A 25675-nucleotide genomic window follows, 5' to 3' on the forward strand; every position below is an offset into this window, starting at 1 on the left:
CGCGACGACGACAGGACCGCACCCCCGCACGAAGCTGGAGGCACCACCGACCGTCCGGGAGCAGAACGTGATCGTCACCCTCATCGTCGCGGCCGAGATCTCCTTCTGGATCCTGCTCGGCCTCGGACTCGCCACCCGCTACCTGCTGCGGTGGCGCCGCACCAGCACCGCGCTGCTGGTCGGCCTGCCGGTGGTGGACCTCACCCTGTACGCGCTCACCGTCCTCGACCTGCGCGGCGGCGCCACCGCGAGCTGGACCCACGCCCTGGCCGCGAGCTACGCGGGCTTCTCGATCGGGTACGGCCCCTCGCTGGTCCGCTGGGCCGACCGGCACTTCCTGCACCGCTTCGCCGGCGGTCCCAAGCCGCAGCCCTCGCCCAAGTACGGCCCGGAGCGGACCAGGTACGAGTGGCAGGTGGCCGGCCGCACCGCCGTCTCGGCCGCGGTCACCCTGGGCCTGATCACCCTGCTCGTCCCGCTCTCCGCCGGCTCCGCCCACTTCGGCACCTTCACCCAGTGGTACATCAAGCTCGGCGCCGCGGCCGTGATCAACCTGATCGTGGCCGGCTGCTACTCGATCTGGCCCAAGCAGCCGCCGGCCGGCGTCGTGGTCGAGGACGGCCGGGTCGTCGAGAAGGCCCCGGCCGAGCGGGTCTAGCGGTTCTCCCCCGGCACCCAGAGCACGTCGCCGCGCTCCTTGTTGGCCACCCGGGCCAGGATGAACAGCAGGTCGGAGAGCCGGTTGAGGTACTTCGCGGTCAGCGGGTTGACGGAGTCCCCGTACTCCGCGATCGCCGCCCAGGTGGAGCGCTCGGCCCGGCGCACCACCGTGCAGGCCAGGTGCAGGTGGGCCGCGCCGGGCGTGCCGCCGGGCAGGATGAAGCTGCGCAGCTTCTCCACCTGCGCCAGGTAGTGGTCGCAGTCCCCCTCCAGCCGGTCGATGTAGGACTGGAGCACCCGCAGCGGCGGGTACTTGGGGGCCTCGACCACCGGGGTGGACAGGTCGGCGCCGACGTCGAACAGGTCGTTCTGCACCCGGGTGAGCACCGCCGCGACGTCCTCGGGCAGCGCGCCGACCGCCAGGGCCACCCCGATCGCCGCGTTCGCCTCGTTGGCGTCGGCGTACGCCATCAGCCGCGGGTCGGTCTTGCTGGTCCGGCTCATGTCGCCGAGCGCGGTGGTGCCGTCGTCCCCGGTGCGGGTGTAGATGCGCGTCAGATTGACCATGCGGCCAGCCTAGCCGCGGACGTTAGGCGACGTTAACCCCAGGCGGCGTTGCCCCTAGGCGACGTTGACCCTCCCCCAGCCTCCGGCCGGGGGTGCCCCCATCCGAGAGTCTCGTCGCTACGCGACGTTGACTCTCTGCCCGGGCGGCGCCGCCTCCAGCCAGGCGAGGAAGCCGGTGAGCGCGTCCTCGCTCATCGCCAGCTCCAGCGGGGCCCCGTTGTGCAGGCAGCGCAGCACCACCGAGCCGGACAGCAGCGCCAGCTCCTCCTGGCCCTCCGGGTAGCGCCGGCCCAGCACCTCGATCTCCCGGCGGGGCAGCACCCGGCGCGGCCGCGGGGCGTACGAGAAGACCCGGAACCACTCGATCGAGTCGCCGCTGTACCTGCCGATACCAAAAACCCACCCCTTGCCGTCGGTCGGGGGGACCGGGGCGGAGGTGGGTTTGCCGTTCTCGTCGAGGTCGGGCTGCGTCGAGGCGTCGGCGGGCATTTTGAGCCGGTAACTGCAGTCGAACGTGCCGCCGACCCGCTGGATCAGGCGGCGGCGCACCGCGAAGGCCATCAGGCCGATCACTCCCAGCGCCACGACCGCCGCACACACCACAAGCGCGAGGACCATGCTCACCTACCTCCTCGCTACCCGCGTTCCCCGTTACGGTCTTATCAGGCGACCGCGCTGACCTACCAACTACGACGACAGTCCCGGGGTCACGCTCACGCGTCCCCGGGACCGTCGGTCGACCCCGCTAAGCCGGGGTCCGGCGCACTCAGGCGTGGGCCTTGAGGCCGCGCGCCGCGAACAGACGCACCTCGGCGCGCCGCTCGGCGTGCTCGTCGAGGTCCGACTTGGCCTTCTCCAGTGCGCGCTCGGCGCGCGCGACGTCGATCTCGTCCGCCAGCTCGGCGATCTCCGCGAGCAGAGACAGCTTGTTGTCGGCGAAGGAGATGAAGCCGCCGTGCACCGCGGCGATCACGGTGCCGCCGTCCACCGTGCGGATGGTGACCGGACCGGTCTCCAGCACGCTCAGCACCGGGGTGTGACCCGGCATGATGCCGGTGTCACCGGAGGCCGTACGGGCGACGACGATGGTGGCCGCACCGGACCACACCTTGCGGTCGGCTGCGACCAGCTCGACGTGCAGCTCAGCCAACGTGGGCTCCTAGGCTCATGCAACGCCCGATTACTCGGGAGTTTCGGTAAGAATAACGGCCCCGCGCCCCCGGCATGAAACCGGCGGCACGGATTTGACCGGAATCACAGCCGATGCGACGCGAGGGGTGGACCCCAGGCTCGGGGGCCACCCCTCACGTCTCACACAGCTGCTACCGGCCGCAACGATTACTTCTTGGCCAGCTCGGCGGCGTTCTTCTCGAGGTCCTCGATGCCACCGCACATGAAGAAGGCCTGCTCCGGAACGGAGTCGTACTTGCCGTCCGCGATCGCGTTGAAGGCCTCGATGGTCTCCGACAGCGGCACGGTCGAGCCCTCGACACCGGTGAACTGCTTCGCCACGTAGGTGTTCTGCGAGAGGAAGCGCTCGATGCGGCGGGCACGGTGCACCGTGACCTTGTCCTCTTCGGACAGCTCGTCGATACCGAGGATCGCGATGATGTCCTGGAGGTCCTTGTACTTCTGCAGGATCCCCTTGATACGGATGGCCGTGTCGTAGTGGGTCTGCGCGATGTACCGCGGGTCGAGGATGCGGGACGTGGAGTCCAGCGGGTCGACGGCCGGGTAGATGCCCTTCTCCGAGATCGGACGCGACAGAACGGTGGTCGCGTCCAGGTGGGCGAAGGTGGTGGCCGGGGCCGGGTCGGTCAGGTCGTCCGCGGGGACGTAGATCGCCTGCATCGAGGTGATCGAGTGACCGCGGGTCGAGGTGATGCGCTCCTGGAGGAGGCCCATCTCGTCGGCCAGGTTCGGCTGGTAGCCCACCGCGGAGGGCATGCGGCCGAGCAGGGTCGACACCTCGGAACCGGCCTGGGTGAACCGGAAGATGTTGTCGATGAAGAGGAGCACGTCCTGCTTCTCGACGTCACGGAAGTACTCCGCCATGGTCAGCGCGGACAGCGCGACGCGCAGACGGGTGCCCGGCGGCTCGTCCATCTGGCCGAAGACCAGCGCGGTCTTGTCCAGAACGCCCGAGTCGACCATCTCGTCGATGAGGTCGTTGCCCTCACGGGTGCGCTCGCCGACGCCGGCGAACACCGACACACCACCGAAGTTCTCGGCGACGCGGTAGATCATCTCCTGGATCAGAACGGTCTTGCCGACACCGGCACCACCGAACAGACCGATCTTGCCACCCTGGACGTACGGGGTGAGAAGGTCGATGACCTTGATGCCGGTCTCGAACATCTCGGTCTTGGACTCGAGGTCCTTGAACTCGGGGGCCTTGCGGTGGATCGGCCAGCGGACCTCGACCTGCTGGTCGAACTCCTTCTGGTCCACGTTCAGCACGTCACCGAGGGCGTTGAAGACCTTGCCCTTGGTGATCTGGCCGACCGGCACGGAGATGGCCGCGCCGGTGTCGGTGACCTGCGAACCACGGACCAGGCCGTCGGTCGGCTGCATCGAGATGCCGCGGACCATGCCGTCGCCGAGGTGCTGGGCGACCTCGAGGGTCAGGGTCTTCTTGCCGCTGCCGTCGGGGTTGTCCACCTCGACGTGCAGGGCGTTGTACATGTCCGGAATCGCGTCGACGGGGAACTCCACGTCGACGACCGGGCCGATGACCCGCGCGACGCGGCCCGTCGCCGTGGTCGGCTCAACAGTGGTGGTCATTCTCATTCGCTCCCGCGGCTCGCGTCAGCGAGCGCGTTGGCGCCACCGACGATCTCGCTGATTTCCTGGGTGATCTCGGCCTGGCGGGCCGAGTTGGCAAGCCGCGTGAGCGACTTGATGAGCTCGCCGGCGTTGTCCGTCGCGCTCTTCATCGCGCGGCGGCGGGCGGCGTGCTCGGAAGCGGCCGACTGCAGCAGCGCGTTGTAGATCCGGCTCTCGACGTACCGCGGCAGCAGCGCGTCCAGCACGCCCTCCGCCGACGGCTCGAAGTCGTACAGCGGGAAGATCTCCGACTTGGCCGGCGTCTGGTCGCTGAGCTGGACCTCGTCCAGCTTCAGCGGCAGCAGCCGGGCCTCCACCGCGTTCTGCGTCAGCATGGACACGAACTCGGTCGAGATCAGGTGGAGCTCGTCCACGCCGTCCGTCTCGGCCGTGAAGGCCGCGATCAGGTCGGCCGCCACGGTCTTCGCGTCACCGTAGGTCGGCTTGTCCGAGAATCCCGTCCACGACTCCGTGATCGTCAGACCGCGGAACGTGTAGTACGAGACGCCCTTGCGACCGATGATGTACGTCACCACGTCCTTGCCCTCGGACCGCAGGCGCTCCGAGAGCACCAGCGCGGCCTTGATGGCGTTGGTCGAGTAACCGCCCGCCAGACCGCGGTCCGCCGTGATCAGCAGGACGGCCGCGCGCTTGGCGTTCGGGTTCTCGGTGGTGAGCGGGTGCTTGGCGTTGGACCGGGTGGCCACCGCCGTCACCGCCCGGGTGAGCTCATCGGCGTACGGAGTGGAGGCGGCCACCGCGCGCTGCGCCTTGACGATGCGCGACGCGGAGATCATCTCCATCGCCTTGGTGATCTTCTTCGTCGCGGTGACAGAGCGGATCCGGCGCTTGTAGACCCGAAGCTGTGCTCCCATGGGTCGTTACGTCCTTTCCCTCGCTACCGGACTCAGGCCTGCTCGGAGAGCAGCTTGCCGTCAGCGGTCTGGTAACCCTGCTTGAAGGCCTCGATCGCGCTGGTCAGAGCGTCGACGGTGCCGTCGGCCAGCAGGCCGGTCTCGACGATGCCGGCGAGCAGGTCCTTGTGCTGGAGGCGCACGTGGTCCAGGAACTCGCGCTCGAAGCGGCGGATCTCGGCGACCGGGACGTCGTCCATCTTGCCGGTGGTGCCGGCCCAGATGGAGACGACCTGCTCCTCGACCGGGAACGGCTGGTACTGGCCCTGCTTCAGCAGCTCGACCATGCGCGCACCGCGCTCCAGCTGGGCCTTGGAGGCCGCGTCCAGGTCGGAACCGAAGGCGGCGAAGGCCTCCAGCTCACGGTACTGGGCGAGGTCCAGACGCAGGCGGCCGGCGACCGAGCGCATGGCCTTGATCTGGGCGGAGCCACCGACGCGGGAGACCGAGATACCGACGTTCACGGCCGGGCGGATGCCGGCGTTGAACAGGTCGGACTCCAGGAAGCACTGGCCGTCGGTGATGGAGATGACGTTGGTCGGGATGTACGCCGAGACGTCGTTGGCCTTGGTCTCGATGATCGGCAGACCGGTCATCGAGCCGCCGCCCAGGGCGTCGTTCAGCTTGGCGCAGCGCTCCAGCAGGCGGGAGTGCAGGTAGAAGACGTCACCCGGGTAGGCCTCGCGGCCCGGCGGGCGGCGCAGCAGCAGGGAGACGGAGCGGTAGGCCTCGGCCTGCTTCGACAGGTCGTCGAAGATGATCAGGACGTGCTTGCCGTCGTACATCCACTCCTGGCCGATGGCCGAACCGGTGTACGGGGCGAGGTACTTGAAGCCGGCCGGGTCGGAAGCCGGAGCCGCCACGATGGTGGTGTACTCCAGCGCGCCGGCCTCCTCCAGGGCGCCGCGGACGGACGCGATGGTGGAGCCCTTCTGGCCGACGGCGACGTAGATGCAGCGGACCTGCTTCTCCGGGTCGCCCGAGCGCCAGTTGTCGCGCTGGTTGATGATCGTGTCGACGGCCACCGCGGTCTTGCCGGTCTGGCGGTCACCGATGATCAGCTGACGCTGGCCACGGCCGATCGGGGTCATCGCGTCGATGGCCTTGATGCCGGTCTGCAGCGGCTGCTTGACCGACTTGCGGGCCATGACGCCGGGGGCCTGCAGCTCCAGCGCGCGACGGCCGGTGGAGGCGATGTCGCCCAGGCCGTCGATCGGGTTGCCCAGCGGGTCCACGACGCGGCCGAGGTAGCCGTCGCCGACCGGGACCGAGAGGACCTCGCCCGTGCGGCGCACGGTCTGGCCCTCTTCGATGCCACCGAACTCACCGAGGACGACGACACCGATCTCGCGGGTGTCGAGGTTCAGCGCGAGGCCGAGCGTGCCGTCCTCGAACTTCAGCAGCTCGTTCGCCATGACCGAGGGCAGGCCCTCGACATGCGCGATGCCGTCCGCCGCGTCAGTGACCGTGCCGACCTCTTCCACAGAGGCCGCGTCCGGCTGGTACGACTGGACAAAGTCGGCCAGCGCGTCCCGGATCTCCTCCGGACGGATCGTAAGCTCCGCCATCAGGCTTCCCTGCTCTCCTAGTTTGCGATCCTCGGCCCGCCATTGAGGGCCGCAAGTACTCGACTCTCGGCCGGGTCGTATGAACCGGCCGTACGTTTTCCCGGCTCCTCGGGGAGCCGGTTTCCCGACCGAGGGTCGGATGTGCTGCTTGGGTGCTCAGCCTTCGAGCGACTGGCGAGCGCCTTCGAGGCGGCTCGACACGGTGCCGTCGATGATCTCGTCGCCGATCTGGACCCGGACACCGCCGACGACCTCGGGGTCGACGTCGATGTTCAGGTGGACCTGGCGGCCGTACATCCGGCCCAGAGCACCGGACAGGCGCTCCTTCTGGGTGTCCGACAGCGGCACCGCGCTGGTGACCAGGGCCACCACACGGCCGCGGCGCGCGGCGGCGAGCTTGGAGTAGGACTCCAGGCCCTGCTCCAGGCTACGGCCACGCGGCGTGTTGACGAGGGCGGTGACCAGCCGGACGGTGCCGGCGTTGGCGCGGCCCCCGAGCAGCTTGTTGATCAGCGCGGCCTTGGCGACGGCACCGGCCTTCGGCTCGGTCAGCGCGGCGCGCAGCTCGTGCGAACCGCTCACCACCCGGCCGAAGCGGAACAGCTCGTCCTCGACGTCGTCCAGGACGCCGGCCTTGTCCGCGGCGATGACCTCGGCGTACGCGGCGAGCTCCTCGGTCGCGTCCACCAGGTCACGCGAACCCGACCAGCGGGAGCGGACCAGACCGGAGACCAGGTCGACGGCCTCGCCGGAGACCTGACCGGTCAGCAGCGAGGTGACCAGCTGGGCCTTGTCCTGGCCCGACCGGGACGGGTCGGTCAGGACTCGGCGCAGCGACACCTCACGGTCCAGTACGGCCGTGACCGCGGCGAGCTCCTCGGCGAGCTTGGCCGCGTCCACCGAGGTGGAGTCGGTCAGGCTCTCCAGGTTCTTCCGGCCGGCGGCGAGCGCCTCGCGGCTGGCGCCGATCACTTGGCCGCACCCTGAGCAACGGCGGCCTTGGCCTCCAGCTCGTCCAGGAAGCGGTCGATCACGCCGCTCTGCCGGGTGTGCTCCTCGAGGGACTCACCCACGATGCGGGTAGCCAGCTGGGTGGCCAGCGAGCCCACGTCCTGGCGCAGGGCGGCAGTCGCCTGCTTCTTGTCGGCCTCGATCTGGGCGTGGCCGGCCGCGACGATGGCCTCGCGCTGACGCTGGCCCTCCTCGCGCATCTCGGCGAGCTGGGCGGCACCCTGCTCGCGAGCCTGCTCGACGATGCGGGCAGCCTCGTGGCGCGCCTCGGCGAGCTCGGCGCGGTACTGCTCAAGCAGGGCCTGGGCCTCGGCCTGAGCGGCCTCGGCCCGCTCCATGCCGCCCTCGATGGCGTCCCGGCGCTCCGACAGCACCTTCTCGATGCTGGGGAGGAGCTTCTTGCCGAGCAGCCCGAAGACGATGAAGAAGCAGAGCAGGCCGATGATGATCTCGGGCCACGCGGGGAGGAGCGGGTTCATCTGCTCCTCGGCCGCGAGCGAAGCCGCGATGGTCATATCTGGACCTTCCTCAGAAAGGGGCTACGGCGGAATTACTTGCCGGTGCCGAAGACGAACGGCATGACGATGCCGATCAGGGCGAGCGCCTCGGTCAGCGCGAAGCCGATGAACATGTTGGAACGGATCAGGCCGGCAGCCTCGGGCTGGCGGGCCATGGCCTGGACACCGTTACCGAAGATCAGACCAACGCCGATGCCGGGGCCGATGGCGGCGAGGCCGTAGCCGACGGAGGCGATGGAACCGACGACGCCCTCAGCGAGCATGCTCATTGCTTTTGTCCTTTGCAGGGGTGGTGAACCGGTGGTGATTGGCCACCGGGCGATCCGGGAGGTGGTTCAAGGGCGGGGCCGAGGCCCCCTGGCTCAGTGCGCCTCTTCCAGGGCACCGGCGATGTAGCTGCTGGCCAGCATCACGAAGATGTAGGCCTGCAGGAACTGGACCAGCAGCTCGAAGGCGGTCAGACCGACGGCGACGACGAACGAGGCCGAGCCGTACAGCGCGCCCAGGGTCGGGCTGAGCAGGTACCAGGAGGCGATGGAGAACATCACGATCAGCAGGTGGCCGGCGAACATGTTCGCGAAGGCTCGGACCGCGAGCGTGAAGGGACGCACGAAGATGTTCGAGAAGAACTCGATCGGCACCAGGATGAACATGACCCAGCCGGGGATGCCCGACGGCCAGCAGAGGTTCTTCAGACCGCCGACGAAGCCGTGCTTCTTGAAGGTCAGCGTCATGTAGGTGATCCACACGATGGCCGCGAGGCCTGCCGGGAAGGCGATCGCCGCCGTCACGGGGAACTGTGCGAACGGGATGACCGACATGATGTTCAGCAGCCACACGAAGAAGAACATCGAGACCAGCATCGGGACGTACTTCTCGCCCTTTTTGCCGATCGTCTCCAGCACGATGGAGCGCTTGACGAAGTCGTAGCCGATCTCAGCGACCAGCTGGAGCTTGCCGGGGACCAGGCGCGGCTTGGCGAAGGCGGCCCAGAAGAACACCACGACCAGGATCGCGACGATCATCGACAGCAGCATCGGCTTGTTGAAGTAGAAGCTGCCGATTTCGAAGATCGGCTTGAACTGGAACTCGTTCAGACCCGGGGCCGGGAAGCCGCAGCCAGCGTCCCCGAAGTGGCAACTGCCTGAGGCGAGCGAGGACGTGAGTTCAGCACTCACCACGGACTCCTTCGTCGTGACGCATGGTTACGGCAACCTCGGTGTGTCGGCGTGGCCTGCGACCACGGAGCGGCACTGGAACTTGATGGGTTTCTCGCCGACCCCGCGCGGCAGTGCACTGCACCACAGCGGGATCATCGAAGACTGCGCGGATCAGGGGGGCGATCCGTCCGGTGTCCGGACAGACCAGGCCTCTTCCCGTACTCCACTGCTGCGACGGACGATAGCAGCCCGTCAGTGCGGCATAAACACCGCCCCCCTCGTTGGGGGGACAGCCAGGCCTTGTCACTGTTGACGCCCCGAGTCGGAAGGCTTGTCGTCCTTGTTTTCCGAGGCGTCGGTGTCGACGTAGAAGGTCTTGGCCTTGAGCGCGCCGCGCACCTGGAAGCCCGTCCAGATCAGGGCGCAGCCGAGCAGGGTGAAGGCGAAGGCCTGCCGGTTGAAGAGCTCGGTGTTCTTGAAGACCGCGAGCACGATGCCGACCAGCAGGATCTGCGTGGTGTACACGAGGAGCCCCGCGGCCATCATGATGTGCGGGTTCGACCTGGTCAGCCGGTCGAGCGCGATCTGGCCGAAGCTGAAGAAGGCCATCACGAGGAGCGCGCCGAACAGGGCGCCGAGCAGGCCCTTGCCACCGGCGACGGCGAAGGAGATCGCCATGGCGATGATCCCGGCGACCGCAGTGGGAATCGCGGCGCCTCGGAGGATCCGGGCGTCGGTGGACGGCATGTCGGCAGCTCCGGCGGCATGTCGATGGCGGGGGGACGGGCACAGCGGTGGCGGGTGACACCGGACCGAGGGGCCGCCGCCGGGCCGCCCGCGGAAGCGGCAAGCCCGTCGAGGGAGACCGACCAGGGACGGAAGTCCTCCACCTGTCAGGTCTTTCGGCGTGTTCTCGGTACTCGTGAACGGTATCACAAACTATTTGATGAGAGCTTTACCATGAATGTGTGGCTCCTGTCACACCGATGGCGCAACCGTTCCGCCATACGGGTGAGGCCATCTGACGTATCGCCAACTCCCTTACTAGCGGCGGCCGGTGGCCTTGTCGTGGTTGTCGGCGGCGGAGGAGCCCCGGCTGGCTTCACCGAGAAGTTCCTTGTCCTTCGCCGACAGTTCAGCCATCGGGCCGGTGGGCCGCCTCCGGTACCTCGGGGGGACGAAGGACTGCACCGCCCTGGGGGCCCGCGGACGGAACCGCGGGGTGAGCAGCACCACCAGGCCGACCAGGCAGAGCCCGGCGAGGGTCAGCACCACCGTGCGGCCGGTGTTGGTCACCGAGAAGGCCACCGTGCCGAAGGCGATCAGCGCGGCCCAGAAGTACATGATCAGTACGGCGCGGCTGTGCGAGTGCCCGACCTGGAGCAGCCGGTGGTGCAGGTGGCGCTTGTCGGCGGCGAACGGCGACTGGCCGGCCCAGGTGCGGCGCACCACGGCGAGCAGCAGGTCGGCCAGCGGCAGCGCGATGACCGTCAGCGGCAGCAGCAGCGGGATGTAGATCGGCACCAGGGCGTGGACGGTGGCGGTCTGCGAACCGGTCTCGTTGTTGATCAGGTCCGGGTCGACCCGGCCGGTGATCGAGATCGCGGCGACGGCCAGCATCAGGCCCAGCATCATCGAGCCGGAGTCGCCCATGAAGATCCGCGCGGGGTGCATGTTGTGCGCGAGGAAGCCCAGGCACATGCCGATCAGCAGCACGCTGAACAGCACGGCGGGGGCCGCGTCGGTGATCGTGTAGCCGTACCAGAGCCGGTAGCTGTACAGGAAGAAGGCCATCGCGGCGATGCAGACCATGCCGCCGGCGAGGCCGTCCAGGCCGTCGATGAAGTTCACCGCGTTGACCATGACGACGACCAGGGTGACCGAGATGACCATGCCCTGGGTCGGGCTCACCGCGACCGCGCCGACGCCGGGCACCGGGAGGGTGATCACCGTGACGCCCTGCCAGACCATCACACCGGCGGCGATCATCTGGCCGCCGAGCTTCACCAGCGCGTCCACGCCCCACTTGTCGTCGAGCACGCCGAGCAGGAACATGATCCCGGCGCCGGACAGCAGCGCGCGGATGTCGCTGCCCCCGCTGAACACCTTGCTCAGGTTGTCCAGTTGCGAGGCGACCAGGATGCCCGCGCACAGCCCGCCGAACATGGCGATGCCACCCAGCCGGGGCGTGGGCTCGCGGTGCACGTCACGGGCGCGGACCGGGGGCATGGCACCGGCCGCGATGGCGAACTTCCGGACCGGGCCGGTCAGCAGGTAGGTGACGGCGGCGGTGCAGAACAGCACCAGCAGATACTCACGCACCACTGGCCTCCTGCATCACTGTCGAACGGGGAGGTACCGAAGGTACTCCCCTGCCTTCCCGGGGTTCGAGGTGCGTCGCCACGGCACACACCTTATTGAGTCGGACGCCCGGGACGTGCATCGCGGTTCGCCCTCCCGGGTAGGACATTCGGATGCCCCTGGACGGTTCCCGTTCAACGGGGTCCGGCGAAGGCCAGCGCCAGCTCCCGGACCCGTTCCGCGACCGGCCCGGGCGCCTCCCCCGCCAGCAGCCGTCCGATCAGCCCGGCGATCCCGGCCAGCTCCTCCTCACCCATCCCCTGGCTGGTCACGGTGCCCGTCCCCAGCCGGATCCCGGAGCCCTCGGCGGGCGGCGCCGGGTCGTACGGCAGCGCGCACTTGCCCAGCAGCAGCCCGGCCACCGCGCAGCGCCGCTCGGCCTCCACGCCGCTCACTCCGAGCGGGCTCACGTCGGCGGTCACCAGATGGGTGTCGGTACCGCCCGTCAGAGGGCGCATTCCGGCCTCTGCGAGCCCCGCGGCGAGTACCCGCGCCCCGTCCACCGTCCGCTGCGCGTACGCCCGGTACGCGGGCCTGGCGGCCTCCGCGAGGGCCACCGCCTTGCCGGCCACCTCGTTCATCGCTGCGCCGCCCTGGCTGAACGGGAACACCGCCCGGTCGATCCGCTCGGCCAACTCCGCGGTGGACAGCAACAGGCCCCCGCGCGGACCGCGCAGCAGCTTGTGGGTGGCCGCCACCGTGACGTCCGCGTACGGCACCGGGGAGGGCGCCACCCCGGCCGCCACCAGGCCCGCGGTCTGCGCCGCCGCGGCGATCAGATAGGCGTCCACCTCGTCGGCGATCTCCCGGAAGGCCGCCCAGTCCGGGTGCCGGGGGTAGGAGATCGAGCCCGCCACGATGGCCTTGGGGCGGTGCAGCCGAGCCAGGTCGCGCACCTGGTCGAGGTCGATCAGGCCGTCGTCCTCCCGCACGCCGTAGCCGGTGAATTCGAACCAGCGGCCGGAGAAGTTGGCCCGCGAGCCGCAGCTGAGGTGGCCGCCGTGCTCCAGCGACATCGCCAGCACCCCGTCACCGGGCCGCAGCAGCGCCGCGTACGCCGCCAGCATCGCCGAAGTCGCCGACCGGGGCTGGACGTTGGCGTGCGGAGCGGCGAACAGCTCACGGGCCCGGTCGATCGCCAGCAGCTCCGCGGCGTCCGCGAGCGCGCAGCCGGTGTGGTGCCGGCGGCCCGGGTAGCCCTCGGCGTACTTGTCGATCAGCGGCCCGGCCAGCGCCGCCATCACGGCGGGCGAGGTCAGGTTCTCCCCCGCCAGCAGCTGGACGGTCTCGGCCCGCCGCTCGGCCTCGGCCGCCAGTAGGTCGGCGATCTGCGGATCCGCCCGGTGCAGCGCCTCGGACGCCCAGGGGCGCCCCCTCGTCGCGGTCGAGCCGGTCGCGGCATCGGTGACGGTCATGGCAGGGCTCCCGGGCGCTGCGGATGGGGCACCCCCGGCTGGAGGAGGTGGATTCCAGCCTAGGGCCGCCTTCGCCGCCCGGCCCGCCGGGAAGGGGCCGTTCGGCCCTCAGCGCTGGGCGGGTACGCCCGTGAGCGCGGTGACCACCGGGTCGACCGCGTGGAATATCTCCTCGCCGCAGTTGCGGAACATGCCGATCGGCGCCCCGTACGGGTCATCCACCTCGTCGGACTCCGGGGTGGCGGCCAGCAGCCAGCCGCGCAGCGCGGCGGCCGCCCGGACCAGCGCGCGGGCCCGCTCGGTGACGTCGGCGCCACGACGGGGGTCGGGCAGGGTGCCCGGGTCGATCGTCCGCACCAGGCGGGTGAACTCCTTCAGCGTGAAGGTGCGCAGCCCCGCCTCGTGGCCCATCGATATCACCTGGGCGCGGTGGTCCAGCGTCGCGGTGAGCACCAGGTCGGCCTCGACCACGTGCTCGTCCAGCAGTTCCCGGCCGGTGAAGCCGCCACTGTCCGCGCCGTACTCGTTGAGCACGGTCGCGGCGTGATCCTCCATCGGCGCGCCCTCGTGGCCCCAGGTCCCGGCGCTCTCGACCAGGATCCGCCCGGCCACCCGGGGGCTGAGCCGGGTGTCCAGCTCACGCCGGGTGAGCCGCTCGGCGATCGGCGAGCGGCAGATGTTCCCGGTGCAGACGAACAGGATCCGGAAGTGGTCCAGCGGCCTGGGACCCACGCTCAGGTACGGCGCTATGCCGGGCCCGTCATGGAGCGAGGCGGTGGGTGTCAACTTCCGGCCTCCAGGTCGGGGACGACCTCCCTCAGCTGCTCGATGCTGATCGCGCCGGCCCGCAGCAGGACCGGGACCTTGCCGGTGACGTCGACGATGGACGAGGCGGTGGAGTCGTCGGCCGGCCCGCCGTCCAGGTAGACCGAGACCGCGTCGCCGAGCTGGGCCTGCGCCTCGTCGCAGGTCACCGGGATGGCGCCGCCGATCCGGTTGGCGCTGGAGACGGCCAGCGGGCCGGTGGCGTTCAGCAGTTCGATGGCGACCGGGTGCAGCGGCATCCGGACGGCCACCGTGCCGCGGGTCTCGCCGAGGTCCCAGCGCAGCGAGGGCTGGTGCCGGGCGACCAGGGTGAGGCCGCCGGGCCAGAAGGCGTCGACCAGTTCCCAGGCCTGCTCGGAGAAGTCGGTGACCAGGCCGTGCAGGGTGGTCGGCGAGCCGACCAGGACGGGCGAGGGCATGTTGCGGCCGCGGCCACGGGCGGACATCAGCTCGCCGACGGCCTCCGGGGAGAAGGCGTCCGCGCCGACCCCGTACAGGGTGTCGGTGGGCAGCACGACGAGTTCGCCGCGGCGGATGGCCGAGGCGGCCTCACGCAGGCCGGTGGCGCGGTCCCCGGCATCGGCACAGTCGTAGCGGCGGCTCATCGGTGCGGTCCCCTTCCGGAATGGCTCATGGCGTTCGCGGCGGTCTTCACAGCGCGGCTTCGCGCGCCGTCGTGCTGCGTCGGATGTTCACGACCCGCCCCTCCGGGCGGTCGTACTGCACTCGACTGTTCACAACCCGACCCTCCGGGCGGTTGTACTGCACTCGACTGTTCACAACCCGACCCTCCGGGCGGTTGTACAGCGCTCGACTGTTCACAACCCGACCCTCCGGGCGGTTGTGAAGCGCGGCCGGTTGTTCAGGTCGCGGTGGTCGGCCGTGTCCGTCCAGCCGCGTTCCTCGTTGAAGATCCACGGCACCTGGCCGCCCTGCTGGTCGGCGTGCTCGATCACCACCGCGCCGCCCGGGCGCAGCAGCCGCGCGGCCACCCGTTCGATGCCGCGGATGGTGTCCAGGCCGTCCTCGCCGGAGAACAGCGACATCTGCGGGTCGTGGTCGCGGGCCTCCGGCGCGACGTACTCCCACTCGGTGAGCGGGATGTACGGCGGGTTGGAGATGACCAGGTCGAAGCGGCCGTCCCAGGAGCGGTCGTCCTCGAAGGCCTTGGTGGCGTCCCCGGCGTGCAGGGTGATCCGGGCGCGGTCGGGGCTGGCCTCGATGTTGCGCCGGGTGTACTCCAGCGCGCCCTCGTCGAGTTCGAAGGCGTGCACGGTCGAGCGCGGCAGCTCCTGGGCCAGCGCGAGCGCGATGGCGCCCGAGCCGGAGCACAGGTCGACCACCAGCGGCTCGGCGACGTCCATCTCGCGGACGGCGTCTATGGCCCACTCGACGACCGTCTCGGTCTCCGGCCGGGGCACGAACACCCCGGGGCCGACCGCCAGTTCGAGGTAGCGGAAGAACGCCCGCCCGGTGATGTGCTGGAGCGGCTCGCGCGCCTCTCGGCGCGAGACGGCCTCCCAGTAGCGGGCGTCGAAGTCGGCGTCCTTCACGGTGTGCAGCTGACTGCGCTTGACGTTGTGGACGTAGGCGGCGAGCTCCTCCGCGTCGAAGCGCGGCGACGGCACGCCGGCCGCGGCCAACCGCTGGGTGGCCTGGGCCACCTCGGCGAGCAGCAGGTTCATCCGTACGACCTCTTGTTTCTGCGCTCCGGCTTCACGCTTGCGTCGGGCTGGGGCGCGCCGGTCTCAGTTCTCTTGGGCCGCGGCCAGCTTGGCCTCGGCGTCCTTGTCGACGCAGGACTGGATCACCGCGTTCAGGTCGCCGTCCAGGACCTGGTCCAGGTTGTACGCCTTGAACCCCGTGCGGTGGTCCGAGATGCGGTTCTCGGGGTAGTTGTACGTCCGGATCCGCTCGGAGCGGTCCACCGTACGGACCTGGCTGCGACGCGCGTCCGAGGCCTCCCGCTCGGCCTCCTCCTGCGCGGCGGCCAGCAGCCGCGAACGCAGGATGCGCATCGCCTGCTCCTTGTTCTGCAGCTGGCTCTTCTCGTTCTGGCAGGACGCCACGATACCGGTCGGCAGGTGGGTGATCCGGACCGCGGAGTCGGTGGTGTTGACCGACTGGCCGCCGGGGCCGGAGGAGCGGTAGACGTCGATCCGCAGGTCGTTGGCGAGGATCTCGACCTCGACCTCCTCCGCCTCGGGGGTGACCAGCACGCCCGCCGCGGAGGTGTGGATGCGGCCCTGCGACTCGGTGGCGGGCACGCGCTGCACGCGGTGCACACCGCCCTCGTACTTCAGCCGGGCCCAGACGCCCTGGCCGGGCTCGGCGTTGCCCTTGGTCTTCACGGCCACCGAGACGTCCTTGTAGCCGCCGAGGTCGGACTCGTTGGAGTCGATGACCTCGGTCTTCCAGCCGATCCGCTCGGCGAAGCGCAGGTACATCCGGAGCAGGTCGCCGGCGAACAGCGCGGACTCCTCGCCGCCCTCGCCCGCCTTGATCTCCAGGATGACGTCCTTGTCGTCGCTCGGGTCGCGCGGGACCAGCAGCAGCCGCAGCTCCTCGGTCAGCTCGCCCTGGCGCTGCTCGGAGTCCTTCACCTCGGAGATGAAGTCCGGGTCCTCGGCGGCGAGTTCGCGGGCCGCCTCGATGTCCTCGCCGGCCTGCCGCCACTCCCGGTAGACCCGGGTGATCGGGGTCAGCTCGGCGTACCGCTTGGCCAGCTTGCGGGCGTTGGCCTGGTCGGCGTGGACGGACGGGTCGGCCAGCCTCTTCTCGAGGTCGGCGTGCTCGACGAGGAGCTCTTCGACTGCCTCGAACATGGGGTGGCCTTCTTCCCGGGAGCTAGGAACGTGTGGGGATTCGCGGAACGTGCGGGGGGACGCGAACGGCGCCGGTCCCCGACGCCCCCGACAACGAGTACGGGGGCACCGGGAGCCGGCGCCGAGGGAGCGCTAGGCCTTCGCGCTGTGCTGCTTGCCGAAGCGGGCCTCGAAGCGGGCCACGCGGCCACCGGTGTCGAGGATCTTCTGCTTGCCGGTGTAGAACGGGTGGCACTGCGAGCAGACCTCGGCGCGGATCTCGCCGCTGGTCTCGGTCGAGCGGGTCGTGAACTCGGCGCCGCAGGTGCAGGTCACGCGGGTGACCACGTACTCGGGGTGAACGTTGGGCTTCAAGGCTTCTCCTAGGTTTCGGGAGGGCACCGGGTCGGCGGCTGAAGTGCCGCACGTGAACCGGGACCGACGGACCAGTCTGCCAGGACCGGCCGCATCTTCCCAAACCGGGTCCGGTTCCGGGATATTCCGGGCAGCCGCCCGGCCCCCGCGATCCGCGCCGTCCGGCCGTCCTCAGCGCCGCGCGGTGGCCTTCGGGGCGGGCTTCGGAGAGGCCGTCGGGGAGGCCGTGGGGGCCGCCTGGGCGGGGTTCTGCGGCTGGTCCGAGACGATCTCCCCGGGGACCGCCCGGTCGGCCTTGAGCGCCGCCCAGACCTGGTCGGCCTGCGGCTGCCGCTCGACCACCCGGTTGGGGTCGCTGGGGGCGGTCTCCACCGGCAGGGTGACCATGGTCAGCTGGTCCGGTCCGATCCCCTTCAGCTCCTGGGCCAGCCCCACCAGGGCGTTCACCGAGCCGAGCGCGGAGTCGGTGGTGACGCTCCTGGTCATGGTGTCGCCGATCGACCACAGCTTGACCGGGTTGGAGAACAGCCCGATCCCTCCGGCCTGCTTCAGCAGCGACTTGACCATCTGCTTCTGCAACTCGATCCGGCCGAGGTCGCTGCCGTCGCCCACGCCGTGCCGGGTTCGGACGAAGGCCAGCGACTGCTGCCCGTCGAGGTGGTTCTCGCCGGCCGGCAGGTCGAGCCCGCTGTCCTTGTCGTGGATGGCCACCGTGGTGGTCACGGTGGCGCCGCCCATCGCGTCCACGACCCGGGCGAAGCCGGCGAAGTCGACCTGGAGGTAGTGGTCCATCCGCAGCCCGGTGAGCTGCTCGGTGGTCTTGACCGCGCAGGTGGCGCCGCCGACCTCGAAGGCGCTGTTGTACATCGCGCGCTTGGCCCCGAGCACCGGCTTGCCGCTCGAGTCGGTGCAGTCCGGGCGGTTGACCAGGGTGTCGCGCGGTATCGAGACGACCGTGGCCTTCGAGTGGTCCTGGCTGACGTGCACCACCATGGCCGTGTCGGAGCGGGCGCTGTCGCCGGTGTCCCCGCCCGCCAGGCTCCCGTTCGCTCCGACCCGCGAGTCGGAGCCCAGCACCAGCATGTTGAAGGAGCCGTCGGTGGCCGCCGGGGGCCGGGCGTCGCCGAGGCGGGCGTCGATGTCGACGCTCCTGATGTTCCCGTTGAACTTCATGTACGCGTACCCGGCCGCTCCGCCGCCGAGGACGACGAGCGCGACGGACGCGCAGGCGGCCGTCCGCAGGACCTTGCGGCGGCGACTCGGGACCCTCTTGTGCTCGGCCATACGGTCCAGAGTAAATCGGACAAGAGGGCCGAATGGCCCCAAGATGTCCCAGCTCTGGAACAAAGCGGCCGTGAACGCGCGGAACCCCGGACCGCTCGCGCGATCCGGGGTTCCGTGCCTCGGCAGCCGTACGGCTACGGTCAGTCGCCGGAGCCGGGGGTGGTCTTGGCGATCTGCATGAGGAACTCGGCGTTGCTCTTGGTCTGCTTCATCTTGTCCAGGAGCAGCTCGATCGCCTGCTGCGAGTCGAGCGCGTGCAGCACCCGGCGCAGCTTCCAGACGATGGCCAGCTCCTCGTTGCCGAGCAGGATCTCCTCCTTGCGGGTGCTGGAGGCGTCCACGTCGACGGCCGGGAAGATGCGCTTGTCCGAGAGCTTCCGGTCGAGCTTGAGCTCCATGTTGCCGGTGCCCTTGAACTCCTCGAAGATCACCTCGTCCATGCGCGAGCCGGTCTCGACCAGCGCGGTGGCCAGGATGGTCAGCGAGCCGCCGTTCTCGATGTTGCGCGCGGCACCGAAGAACTTCTTCGGCGGGTACAGCGCGGTCGAGTCGACACCACCGGACAGGATGCGGCCGGAGGCCGGCGCCGCCAGGTTGTAGGCGCGGCCCAGGCGGGTGATCGAGTCCAGCAGGATGACCACGTCGTGGCCCAGCTCCACCAGGCGCTTGGCGCGCTCGATGGCCAGCTCGGCGACGGTGGTGTGGTCCTCGGCCGGGCGGTCGAAGGTCGAGGAGATGACCTCGCCCTTCACCGACCGCTGCATGTCGGTGACCTCCTCCGGACGCTCGTCGACCAGGACGACCATCAGGTGGCACTCGGGGTTGTTGTGGGTGATCGCGTTGGCGACCGCCTGCAGCACCATGGTCTTGCCGGTCTTCGGCGGCGCGACGATCAGACCGCGCTGGCCCTTGCCGATCGGCGACACCAGGTCGATGATCCGGGTGGTCAGCACGCCCGGGTCGGTCTCCAGGCGCAGCCGCTCCTGCGGGTAGAGCGGGGTGAGCTTGTTGAACTCGGGGCGGCCGCGGCCACCCTCCGGGTCCATGCCGTTGACGGAGTCCAGCCGCACCATGGCGTTGAACTTCTCGCGGCGCTCGCCCTCGCGCGGCTGGCGTACCGCGCCGGTGATGGCGTCACCCTTGCGCAGGCCGTTCTTGCGGACCTGGGCGAGCGAGACGTAGACGTCGTTCTGGCCCGGCAGGTAGCCCGAGGTGCGGACGAACGCGTAGTTGTCGAGGATGTCGAGGATGCCCGCGACCGGGATCAGGACGTCGTCCTCGCCGATCTGCGGCTCGACGGTGCCGGCCTCGAAGCCCTCGCGGCCGCGACGGCCCCGGCGGTCGCGGTAGCGGCCGCGACGGCCCCGGCGGCCCTCGCCGAACTCGTCGTCCTCGTAGCCGCCCTGCTGGGCCTGCGGCTGCTGGGTCTGCTGGGCCCCGCCCTGGCGGCCCTGCTGGCCCTCGCCCTGCTGCTGGCCGCCGCCCTGCTGGGTCTGGCGGTCGGTACGGTCGGCGCGGTCACGGCGGTTGCGGCGGTCGCGGCGGGACTCGCGGCCCTCGCCGTCCTGCCCGGCCTGGGCCTCGCCGCCCTCCTGGCGCTCGGTGCGCTCGCCGCCCTCGCGGCGCTCGCGGCGCTCACGGCGGTCGCGACGGGACTCGCGGCCCTCCTCGCGGCCCTCGAAGCCGCGGGTCTCGGCCGGACGCTCGGCCTGCTTGGGCTCGGCCACCACGACGGCGGCCTCGGCGACGGTCTCGGCCGCCGTGGCGGTCGGGGCACCGGCGGCAGAGGTGGCGCGACGGCGGGTGCGCTCGGTGCGGGCCGGCGCGGCGGTCTCGGCCGCGGCCTGGACCGGGATCTCGATCTGGGCCTGCGACTCGGCGGCCGGGGCCGCGGCAGCGGCGGCGGCCTTGGTGCGGCGGGCCGGCTTCTCGGCCGGGGCCTCGGCGTCCGCCTTGGCGGCGGTGCGCTTGGCGGCCGGGGCGCCACCGGCGGCGAGCAGCGGGTCCCCGCCGCTCTTCTCCTTGATGGTCTCGATCAGCTGGCTCTTGCGCATGCGCCCGGTACCGGTGATGCCCAGGTCCGCGGCGAGCTTCTGCAGCTCGGCGAGGACCATGCCGTCCAGGCCCGCGGCGGCACTGCGGCGGCGGCGAGCCGGAGCAGCGGGGGCGGCGGCGTCCGACGCCTCGGCGTCCGGGCGCGCGCCCATCAGATCGGTGGAGTCGCTCACTAAGGGTCCTTCCCTGGAGCGGACGTCGGCCTGTCTGGCTCGGCGACCGGTTGTGCTGTCCTGACCAACGCTCGACTGCGTCGGTCCGAGGCGGTGATCCCTCGAATGGCGGGAGCCCGTCGAGGGAGAGCTGCGAGGTGCGGTGCTTGAAGCACGGTGGTGCTGAGGTGGCGCGTGGGCCGGTCGTGTGTCGACCTCCCCTGAGGGCGTTGCCCCCACGCTGCCTGCGAATCCCGGGCCCCCGTCGCGTGACGGTGGCCCGCGCTCCGCCCGTCCTGGCCTCTAGGTGGGAGGCCGCGGGTGGGAGTCAGGTGCCGTCACGGCTTCGGGATGCGGCCGCATGTCGCGCAGGCAGGCTGCGTACGCGCTGCGGTGGGCTCCCGGAGAATCGTCGCCCCGGACATCGCCACGACTCCACTGCTGTGGAGTGCTGGGATCGGGACGCGGCGCACCGAGCCCCGGAGGGCACATGGTGCAGCAATGAGATTAACACTACCGACCCCCTCAGACATTCCCCGACCTTGGGCTTGCCAATCGTGTCCGGGCGGCCCGGCTCGACACCGGGCGCGAACCGGCAGCTCAGACGTCCAGCGGGAGCACCGTGGCCCCGGTGCGGTCGATGCCGAGCCGGTGCGCGGCGAACGCCGGGTCCCCGCCGTGGCCGTGGTGGCCGGCGAAGGAGAGCACCTTGTCGACGCCCGCCTCGTCGGTGAGCGCCAGCACGGTCGGGCCGGCCCCGGAGATGACCGCGGGGACGCCCTCCGCGCGCAGTGCGCCGACCAGCGCGGCGCTGTCCGGCATGGCGGTGGCGCGGTAGTCCTGGTGCAGCCGGTCCTCGGTGGCCGCGAACAGCAGCTCGGGACGCCTGGTCAGCGCCTCGACCAGCAGCGCGGAACGGCCCGCGTTGACGGCGGCGTCGGCCAGCGGGACGGTCTTCGGCAGCAGGCCGCGGGCGGTCTCGGTGAGCACCTCGCCGGCCGGCACGAACACCACCGGGACGACCTGCTCGGAAGGCTCCAGGGCGACCGCCCTGGCCGACTCCTCGTCGGTCCAGGCGATGGTGAAGTTGCCGCGCAGGCAGGCCGCGACGTTGTCCGGGTGGCCCTCCAGCTCGGAGGCGAGGGCCAGCAGCGCGTCGTCGTCCAGCGCCGACGGGCCGCCGATGGTGACGGCGCGGGCGGCCACGATGCCGGCGCAGATCGCCGCCGAGGAGGAGCCCAGGCCGCGGCCGTGCGGTATCCGGTTGGCGCAGACCACTTCGAGGCCCCGCGGCTGGCCGCCGAGCCGGTCGAAGGCGGCCCGCATCGAGCGGACCAGCAGGTGGCGCTCGTCCCGGGGCAGCGTCTCGGCGCCCTCGCCGGCGATGTCGACGGAGAGGCCGGAGTCGGCGACCCGGACGACCACGTCGTCGTACAGACCCAGCGCGAGCCCGAAGGCGTCGAAGCCCGGACCGAGGTTGGCGCTGGTCGCGGGAACCCGGACCCGGACGGCGGCGGCACGGAACGCAGGACCGGCCATGCGGTGGACTCTCCTGGGGAAATCGGGCGGCGCGGAGCGCGTCGTCGGTGCGAGGGTGGGAAAGGGCCGCAGGCCCCTCGGGGCGGGCGGTCACAGTCGTCGGCGCGGCCCGTGCGAGGACGGGCCCGGGGCATGTGCCACACGGCCGAAGCCAGAGTATCGAAGAGAGGTTCCCCAGTGGTACACCCCGTGGGCCTTCGATCTGGTGTGTTGCAGCTTCTGGCCGGAATACGTACCGGAATCAGATCGGAATGCGATGCGGAATTGACACAAAAGTGTCAGTGGAGAACTTCGACGGGCCGACCCCCGAAAGGGTCGACCCGTCGACGCGTCAGACCCCGTTGCTAGTCGAGCAGGCCGAGGCGCCGGGCCGCCGCTTCCGGGTCGACCGGGACGACCTGCGGCTGGCCGGCGCCGGCCACCGCCCAGTCCGGGTCCTTGAGGCCGTTGCCGGTCACGGTGCAGACGATCCGCTGGCCCGGGTCGACCAGGCCGGCCTCCGCCTTGGCCAGCAGGCCGGCCACCGAGGCGGCCGAGGCGGGCTCCACGAAGACGCCCTCCTGCGCGGCCAACAGTCGGTACGCGGAGAGGATCTGACGGTCCGTCACCTTGTCGATGAGGCCGCCGGACTCGTCCCGCGCGGCGAGCGCGAAGTCCCAGGAGGCCGGGTTGCCGATCCGGATCGCGGTGGCGATGGTCTGCGGCTTCAACACCGGCGCGCCGTCCACGATCGGGGCCGAGCCGGACGCCTGGAAGCCCCACATCCGCGGGGTGCGGGTGGCGAGGCCAGGGAGGATGCGGCGCGAAGCGCCTCCGTCAAGGGTGGCGGTGGGTGACGGGCGGGAATACTCGCGGTAGCCCTTCCAGTACGCGGTGATGTTGCCCGCGTTGCCGACCGGCAGGACGTGGATGTCCGGGGCGTCGCCGAGCATGTCGACGATCTCGAAGGCCGCCGTCTTCTGGCCCTCGATCCGCACCGGGTTCACCGAGTTGACCAGCGCCACCGGGTACTTCTCGGACAGTTCACGCGCAAGGGTGAGGCAGTCGTCGAAGTTCCCGTCGACCTGCAGGATCCTCGCTCCGTGCACCAGCGCCTGGCCCATCTTGCCCAGGGCGATCTTGCCCTGCGGGACGAGCACCGCGGAGACCATCCCGGCCCGCACCGCGTACGCGGCGGCGGAGGCCGAGGTGTTGCCGGTGGACGCGCAGATGACGGCCTGCGCGCCCTCCTCCTTGGCCTTGGAGATGGCCATCGTCATCCCGCGGTCCTTGAAGGAGCCGGTCGGGTTGGCGCCCTCGACCTTGAGGTAGACCTCGCAGCCGGTGCGCTCGGAGAGCACCTGGGCGGGGACCAGGGGCGTACCGCCCTCCAACAGGGTGACCACCGGAGTGGCCTCGGTGACCGGCAGGCGGTCCCGGTACTCCTCGATCAGCCCGCGCCACTGGTGGGTACGGGTGCTTCTGGCCGCGTTCTCGGCAACGCCGCTCATCATCTGTTCCTTACTCCCCTTCGACCCGCATGATGCTGGCCACGTCCCGCACGCTGTCCAGCGCGCGGAGCTTGTCGACCGTCGCCGACAGCGCGGCGTCGGTGGCGCGGTGGGTGACCACGACGAGCGAGGCGTCGCCGTCGCGGCCCTGCTGGCGCACGGTGTCGATGGACACGCCGTGCTCGGCGAAGACGGACGCGACCTGGGCGAGCACGCCCGCCCGGTCGTCCACGTCCAGGCTGACGTGGTAGCGGGTGACCACCTCGTCCATCGGCTTGGCCGGCAGCCTCGTGTACACGGAGTCACCGGGGCCGGTGGCGCCGGCGAGCTTGTTGCGACAGACCGCGACGAGGTCGCCGAGCACCGCGGAGGCGGTCGGCGAACCGCCCGCGCCCGGGCCGTAGAACATCAGCCGACCGGCCGCCTCGGCCTCGACGAACACCGCGTTGTACGCCTCGCGGACGGAGGCCAGCGGGTGCGAGAGCGGGATCATCGCCGGGTGGACCCGCGCGGTGACGGAGGCGCCGTCCGCGGCCCGCTCGCAGATCGCGAGCAGCTTGACCACGCAGCCCATCTCCTTGGCGGAGGCGATGTCGGCGGCGGTCACCTCGGTGATGCCCTCGCGGTAGACGTCCGCCGCGGTGACCTTGGTGTGGAAGGCGATCCCGGCCAGGATCGCGGCCTTGGCGGCGGCGTCGAAGCCCTCGACGTCCGCCGTCGGGTCGGCCTCGGCGTAGCCGAGCGCGGTGGCCTCCTCCAGCGCCTCCGAGTAGCCGGCGCCGGTGGTGTCCATCTTGTCGAGGATGAAGTTGGTGGTGCCGTTGACGATGCCCAGCACCCGGTTGACCTTGTCCCCCGCGAGGGACTCGCGCAGCGGGCGCAGCAGCGGGATCGCGCCCGCCACCGCGGCCTCGTAGTACAGGTCCACCCCGGCCTCGGCGGCCGCGGCGTGCAGCTCGGTGCCGTCCTTGGCGAGCAGCGCCTTGTTGGCGCTGACCACCGAGGCGCCCTGCTTGAAGGCGGACAGGATCAGCGATTTGGAGGGCTCGATGCCACCCACCACCTCGACCACCACGTCGATGTCGCCCCGGTTGACCAGGGCCTCGGCATCGGTGGTGATCAGGTGCTCGGGCACGCCGGGGCGCACCCGGCCGGCCCGGCGGACCGCGATCCCGGCGAGCTCGACCGGGGCACCGATGCGAGCGGCGAGGTCGTCGGCCGTCGTCGTCATGATGCGCGCCACCTCGGAGCCCACCACACCACAGCCCAGCAACGCCACCTTCAGCGGGCGCGTACGCATCATCCGACTCCGCTCTGCATTCATCGTGCTTCGGTATTTCCGGCGGGTTTTCTCCGGTCCGCCGGAAACTTCGGTCCGTACCAGTCTCCGGGACTTTCCGTACGGATCTACGGTCGTTCCATGATCTGAGACAAGGATTTCGTCATCCGATATCCAGACGCAGGAGATCCTCCTCCGTCTCGCGCCGGACGATCACCCGCGCCGCGCCGTCCCTGACGGCGAGCACGGGGGGCTTGAGGGCGTGGTTGTAATTGCTCGCCATCGAACGGCAGTAGGCGCCGGTGGCGGGCACCGCGATCAGGTCGCCGGGGGCCAGGTCGGCCGGCAGGAAGGCGTCCCGGACGACGATGTCGCCGGATTCGCAGTGCTTGCCGACCACCCGCACCAGCATCGGCTCGGCCTCGCTGGTGCGCGACACCAGTGCCACCGAGTACTCGGCGTCGTACAGCGCGGTGCGGATGTTGTCGGACATCCCGCCGTCCACGCTGACGTAGGTGCGCAGGCCCTCCAGCGGCTTGATGGTGCCGACCTCGTACAGGGTGAACGCGGTCGGGCCGACGATCGCCCGGCCCGGCTCCACGCTCAGCCGGGGGGTGCTCAGGCCGGCCGCGGCGCACTCTCGGCGGACGATGTCGGCCAGCGCGGCGGCGATCTCGGCCGGCTCGCGCGGGTCGTCCTCGCTGGTGTACGCGATGCCCAGGCCGCCGCCGAGGTCGATCTCCGGCAGCTCGACGCCGTGCTCGTCGCGGATCTCGGCCAGCAGGCCGACCACCCGGCGGGCGGCCACCTCGAAGCCGGCCATGTCGAAGATCTGCGAGCCGATGTGCGAGTGGATGCCGCGCAGTTCCAGG

The 25675-nt window shown here is 70.6% G+C and carries 24 protein-coding genes and 1 pseudogene; 1 reads left to right on the top strand and 24 read right to left on the bottom strand.

Annotation, left to right across the window (positions count from 1 at the left end):
* A partial coding sequence (locus J0670_RS03980) for a hypothetical protein (protein WP_243436509.1) occupies nucleotides 1-658 on the top strand: 658 nt, incomplete at its 5' end.
* On the opposite strand, the gene J0670_RS03985 is transcribed toward J0670_RS03980, so the two are convergent.
* The 24 genes and pseudogenes from J0670_RS03985 to J0670_RS04100 all read right to left on the bottom strand — a co-directional run.
* Nucleotides 655-1227, bottom strand: coding sequence for a cob(I)yrinic acid a,c-diamide adenosyltransferase (locus J0670_RS03985; protein WP_207809639.1), 573 nt, complete (start codon nucleotides 1225-1227; stop codon nucleotides 655-657). The two genes, J0670_RS03980 and J0670_RS03985, sit on opposite strands and share 4 nt — an antisense overlap.
* 117 nt (nucleotides 1228-1344) lie before the next feature.
* Entirely contained in the window at nucleotides 1345-1845 is a 501-nt protein-coding gene (locus J0670_RS03990; RefSeq protein WP_188302971.1) for a DUF2550 domain-containing protein, read from the bottom strand.
* A gap of 148 nt (nucleotides 1846-1993) precedes the next feature.
* Nucleotides 1994-2377 carry a F0F1 ATP synthase subunit epsilon gene (locus J0670_RS03995; RefSeq protein WP_030057524.1) on the bottom strand — a complete coding sequence of 128 codons (384 nt, stop codon included), beginning with the start codon at nucleotides 2375-2377 and terminating at the stop codon, nucleotides 1994-1996.
* A gap of 188 nt (nucleotides 2378-2565) precedes the next feature.
* Nucleotides 2566-4011 carry a F0F1 ATP synthase subunit beta gene (gene atpD / locus J0670_RS04000; RefSeq protein WP_207809641.1) on the bottom strand — a complete coding sequence of 482 codons (1446 nt, stop codon included), beginning with the start codon at nucleotides 4009-4011 and terminating at the stop codon, nucleotides 2566-2568.
* 2 nt (nucleotides 4012-4013) lie between these two features.
* Nucleotides 4014-4928: a F0F1 ATP synthase subunit gamma gene (locus tag J0670_RS04005; protein ID WP_207809643.1), complete on the bottom strand. Its 915-nt coding sequence runs from the start codon at nucleotides 4926-4928 to the stop codon at nucleotides 4014-4016.
* Between the two features lie 32 nt (nucleotides 4929-4960).
* A complete protein-coding gene (atpA, locus tag J0670_RS04010) occupies nucleotides 4961-6535 on the bottom strand; it encodes a F0F1 ATP synthase subunit alpha (RefSeq protein WP_207809645.1) in 1575 nt (524 codons plus the stop codon).
* Between the two features lie 156 nt (nucleotides 6536-6691).
* Nucleotides 6692-7507, bottom strand: a complete 816-nt coding sequence (locus tag J0670_RS04015; protein WP_207809646.1) for a F0F1 ATP synthase subunit delta — start codon at nucleotides 7505-7507, stop codon at nucleotides 6692-6694.
* On the bottom strand, nucleotides 7504-8061 hold the full coding sequence (locus J0670_RS04020; RefSeq protein WP_207809648.1) for a F0F1 ATP synthase subunit B: 558 nt from the start codon (nucleotides 8059-8061) through the stop codon (nucleotides 7504-7506). The genes J0670_RS04015 and J0670_RS04020 overlap by 4 nt, the downstream gene beginning before the upstream one ends.
* A 35-nt stretch (nucleotides 8062-8096) precedes the next feature.
* Nucleotides 8097-8333 (bottom strand): ATP synthase F0 subunit C, encoded by a 237-nt coding sequence (gene atpE, locus J0670_RS04025; protein WP_030235786.1) that lies wholly within the window; start codon nucleotides 8331-8333, stop codon nucleotides 8097-8099.
* A gap of 93 nt (nucleotides 8334-8426) precedes the next feature.
* Nucleotides 8427-9242: a F0F1 ATP synthase subunit A gene (atpB, locus tag J0670_RS04030; RefSeq protein WP_307806372.1), complete on the bottom strand. Its 816-nt coding sequence runs from the start codon at nucleotides 9240-9242 to the stop codon at nucleotides 8427-8429.
* 285 nt (nucleotides 9243-9527) lie between these two features.
* The gene (locus J0670_RS04035) at nucleotides 9528-9971 is read right to left on the bottom strand and encodes a hypothetical protein (protein WP_207809651.1); all 444 of its coding nucleotides are present in this window, start codon (nucleotides 9969-9971) and stop codon (nucleotides 9528-9530) included.
* A 297-nt stretch (nucleotides 9972-10268) separates the two neighbouring features.
* On the bottom strand, nucleotides 10269-11546 hold the full coding sequence (locus J0670_RS04040; RefSeq protein WP_207809653.1) for an MraY family glycosyltransferase: 1278 nt from the start codon (nucleotides 11544-11546) through the stop codon (nucleotides 10269-10271).
* Between the two features lie 173 nt (nucleotides 11547-11719).
* On the bottom strand, nucleotides 11720-13000 hold the full coding sequence (glyA, locus tag J0670_RS04045; RefSeq protein WP_207809654.1) for a serine hydroxymethyltransferase: 1281 nt from the start codon (nucleotides 12998-13000) through the stop codon (nucleotides 11720-11722).
* Between the two features lie 108 nt (nucleotides 13001-13108).
* Entirely contained in the window at nucleotides 13109-13750 is a 642-nt protein-coding gene (locus J0670_RS04050; protein WP_207809672.1) for a protein-tyrosine-phosphatase, read from the bottom strand.
* A 32-nt stretch (nucleotides 13751-13782) separates the two neighbouring features.
* Nucleotides 13783-14430: an L-threonylcarbamoyladenylate synthase gene (locus J0670_RS04055; protein WP_207809656.1), complete on the bottom strand. Its 648-nt coding sequence runs from the start codon at nucleotides 14428-14430 to the stop codon at nucleotides 13783-13785.
* 213 nt (nucleotides 14431-14643) lie between these two features.
* Nucleotides 14644-15510 (bottom strand): peptide chain release factor N(5)-glutamine methyltransferase, encoded by an 867-nt coding sequence (gene prmC / locus J0670_RS04060; RefSeq protein ID WP_207809658.1) that lies wholly within the window; start codon nucleotides 15508-15510, stop codon nucleotides 14644-14646.
* A 63-nt stretch (nucleotides 15511-15573) separates the two neighbouring features.
* Nucleotides 15574-16650: a peptide chain release factor 1 gene (prfA, locus tag J0670_RS04065; RefSeq protein ID WP_207809659.1), complete on the bottom strand. Its 1077-nt coding sequence runs from the start codon at nucleotides 16648-16650 to the stop codon at nucleotides 15574-15576.
* A 132-nt stretch (nucleotides 16651-16782) separates the two neighbouring features.
* Nucleotides 16783-17004: a 50S ribosomal protein L31 gene (gene rpmE, locus J0670_RS04070; protein WP_030057539.1), complete on the bottom strand. Its 222-nt coding sequence runs from the start codon at nucleotides 17002-17004 to the stop codon at nucleotides 16783-16785.
* Nucleotides 17005-17175: 171 nt separating this feature from the next.
* Entirely contained in the window at nucleotides 17176-18288 is a 1113-nt protein-coding gene (locus J0670_RS04075; RefSeq protein WP_207809661.1) for an LCP family protein, read from the bottom strand.
* A gap of 140 nt (nucleotides 18289-18428) precedes the next feature.
* Entirely contained in the window at nucleotides 18429-20516 is a 2088-nt protein-coding gene (gene rho / locus J0670_RS04080) for a transcription termination factor Rho (protein ID WP_207809663.1), read from the bottom strand.
* Nucleotides 20517-21095: 579 nt separating this feature from the next.
* Nucleotides 21096-22034, bottom strand: coding sequence for a homoserine kinase (thrB, locus tag J0670_RS04085; protein WP_207809664.1), 939 nt, complete (start codon nucleotides 22032-22034; stop codon nucleotides 21096-21098).
* A gap of 344 nt (nucleotides 22035-22378) precedes the next feature.
* Nucleotides 22379-23524: a threonine synthase gene (thrC, locus tag J0670_RS04090; RefSeq protein ID WP_207809666.1), complete on the bottom strand. Its 1146-nt coding sequence runs from the start codon at nucleotides 23522-23524 to the stop codon at nucleotides 22379-22381.
* 10 nt (nucleotides 23525-23534) lie between these two features.
* A complete protein-coding gene (locus J0670_RS04095; RefSeq protein ID WP_207809668.1) occupies nucleotides 23535-24827 on the bottom strand; it encodes a homoserine dehydrogenase in 1293 nt (430 codons plus the stop codon).
* A gap of 139 nt (nucleotides 24828-24966) precedes the next feature.
* Nucleotides 24967-25675, bottom strand: a pseudogene (locus J0670_RS04100) (diaminopimelate decarboxylase); the annotation flags it as partial.

The organism is Streptomyces sp. FH025 (assembly GCF_017427025.1).
Taxonomy (GTDB): domain Bacteria; phylum Actinomycetota; class Actinomycetes; order Streptomycetales; family Streptomycetaceae; genus Kitasatospora.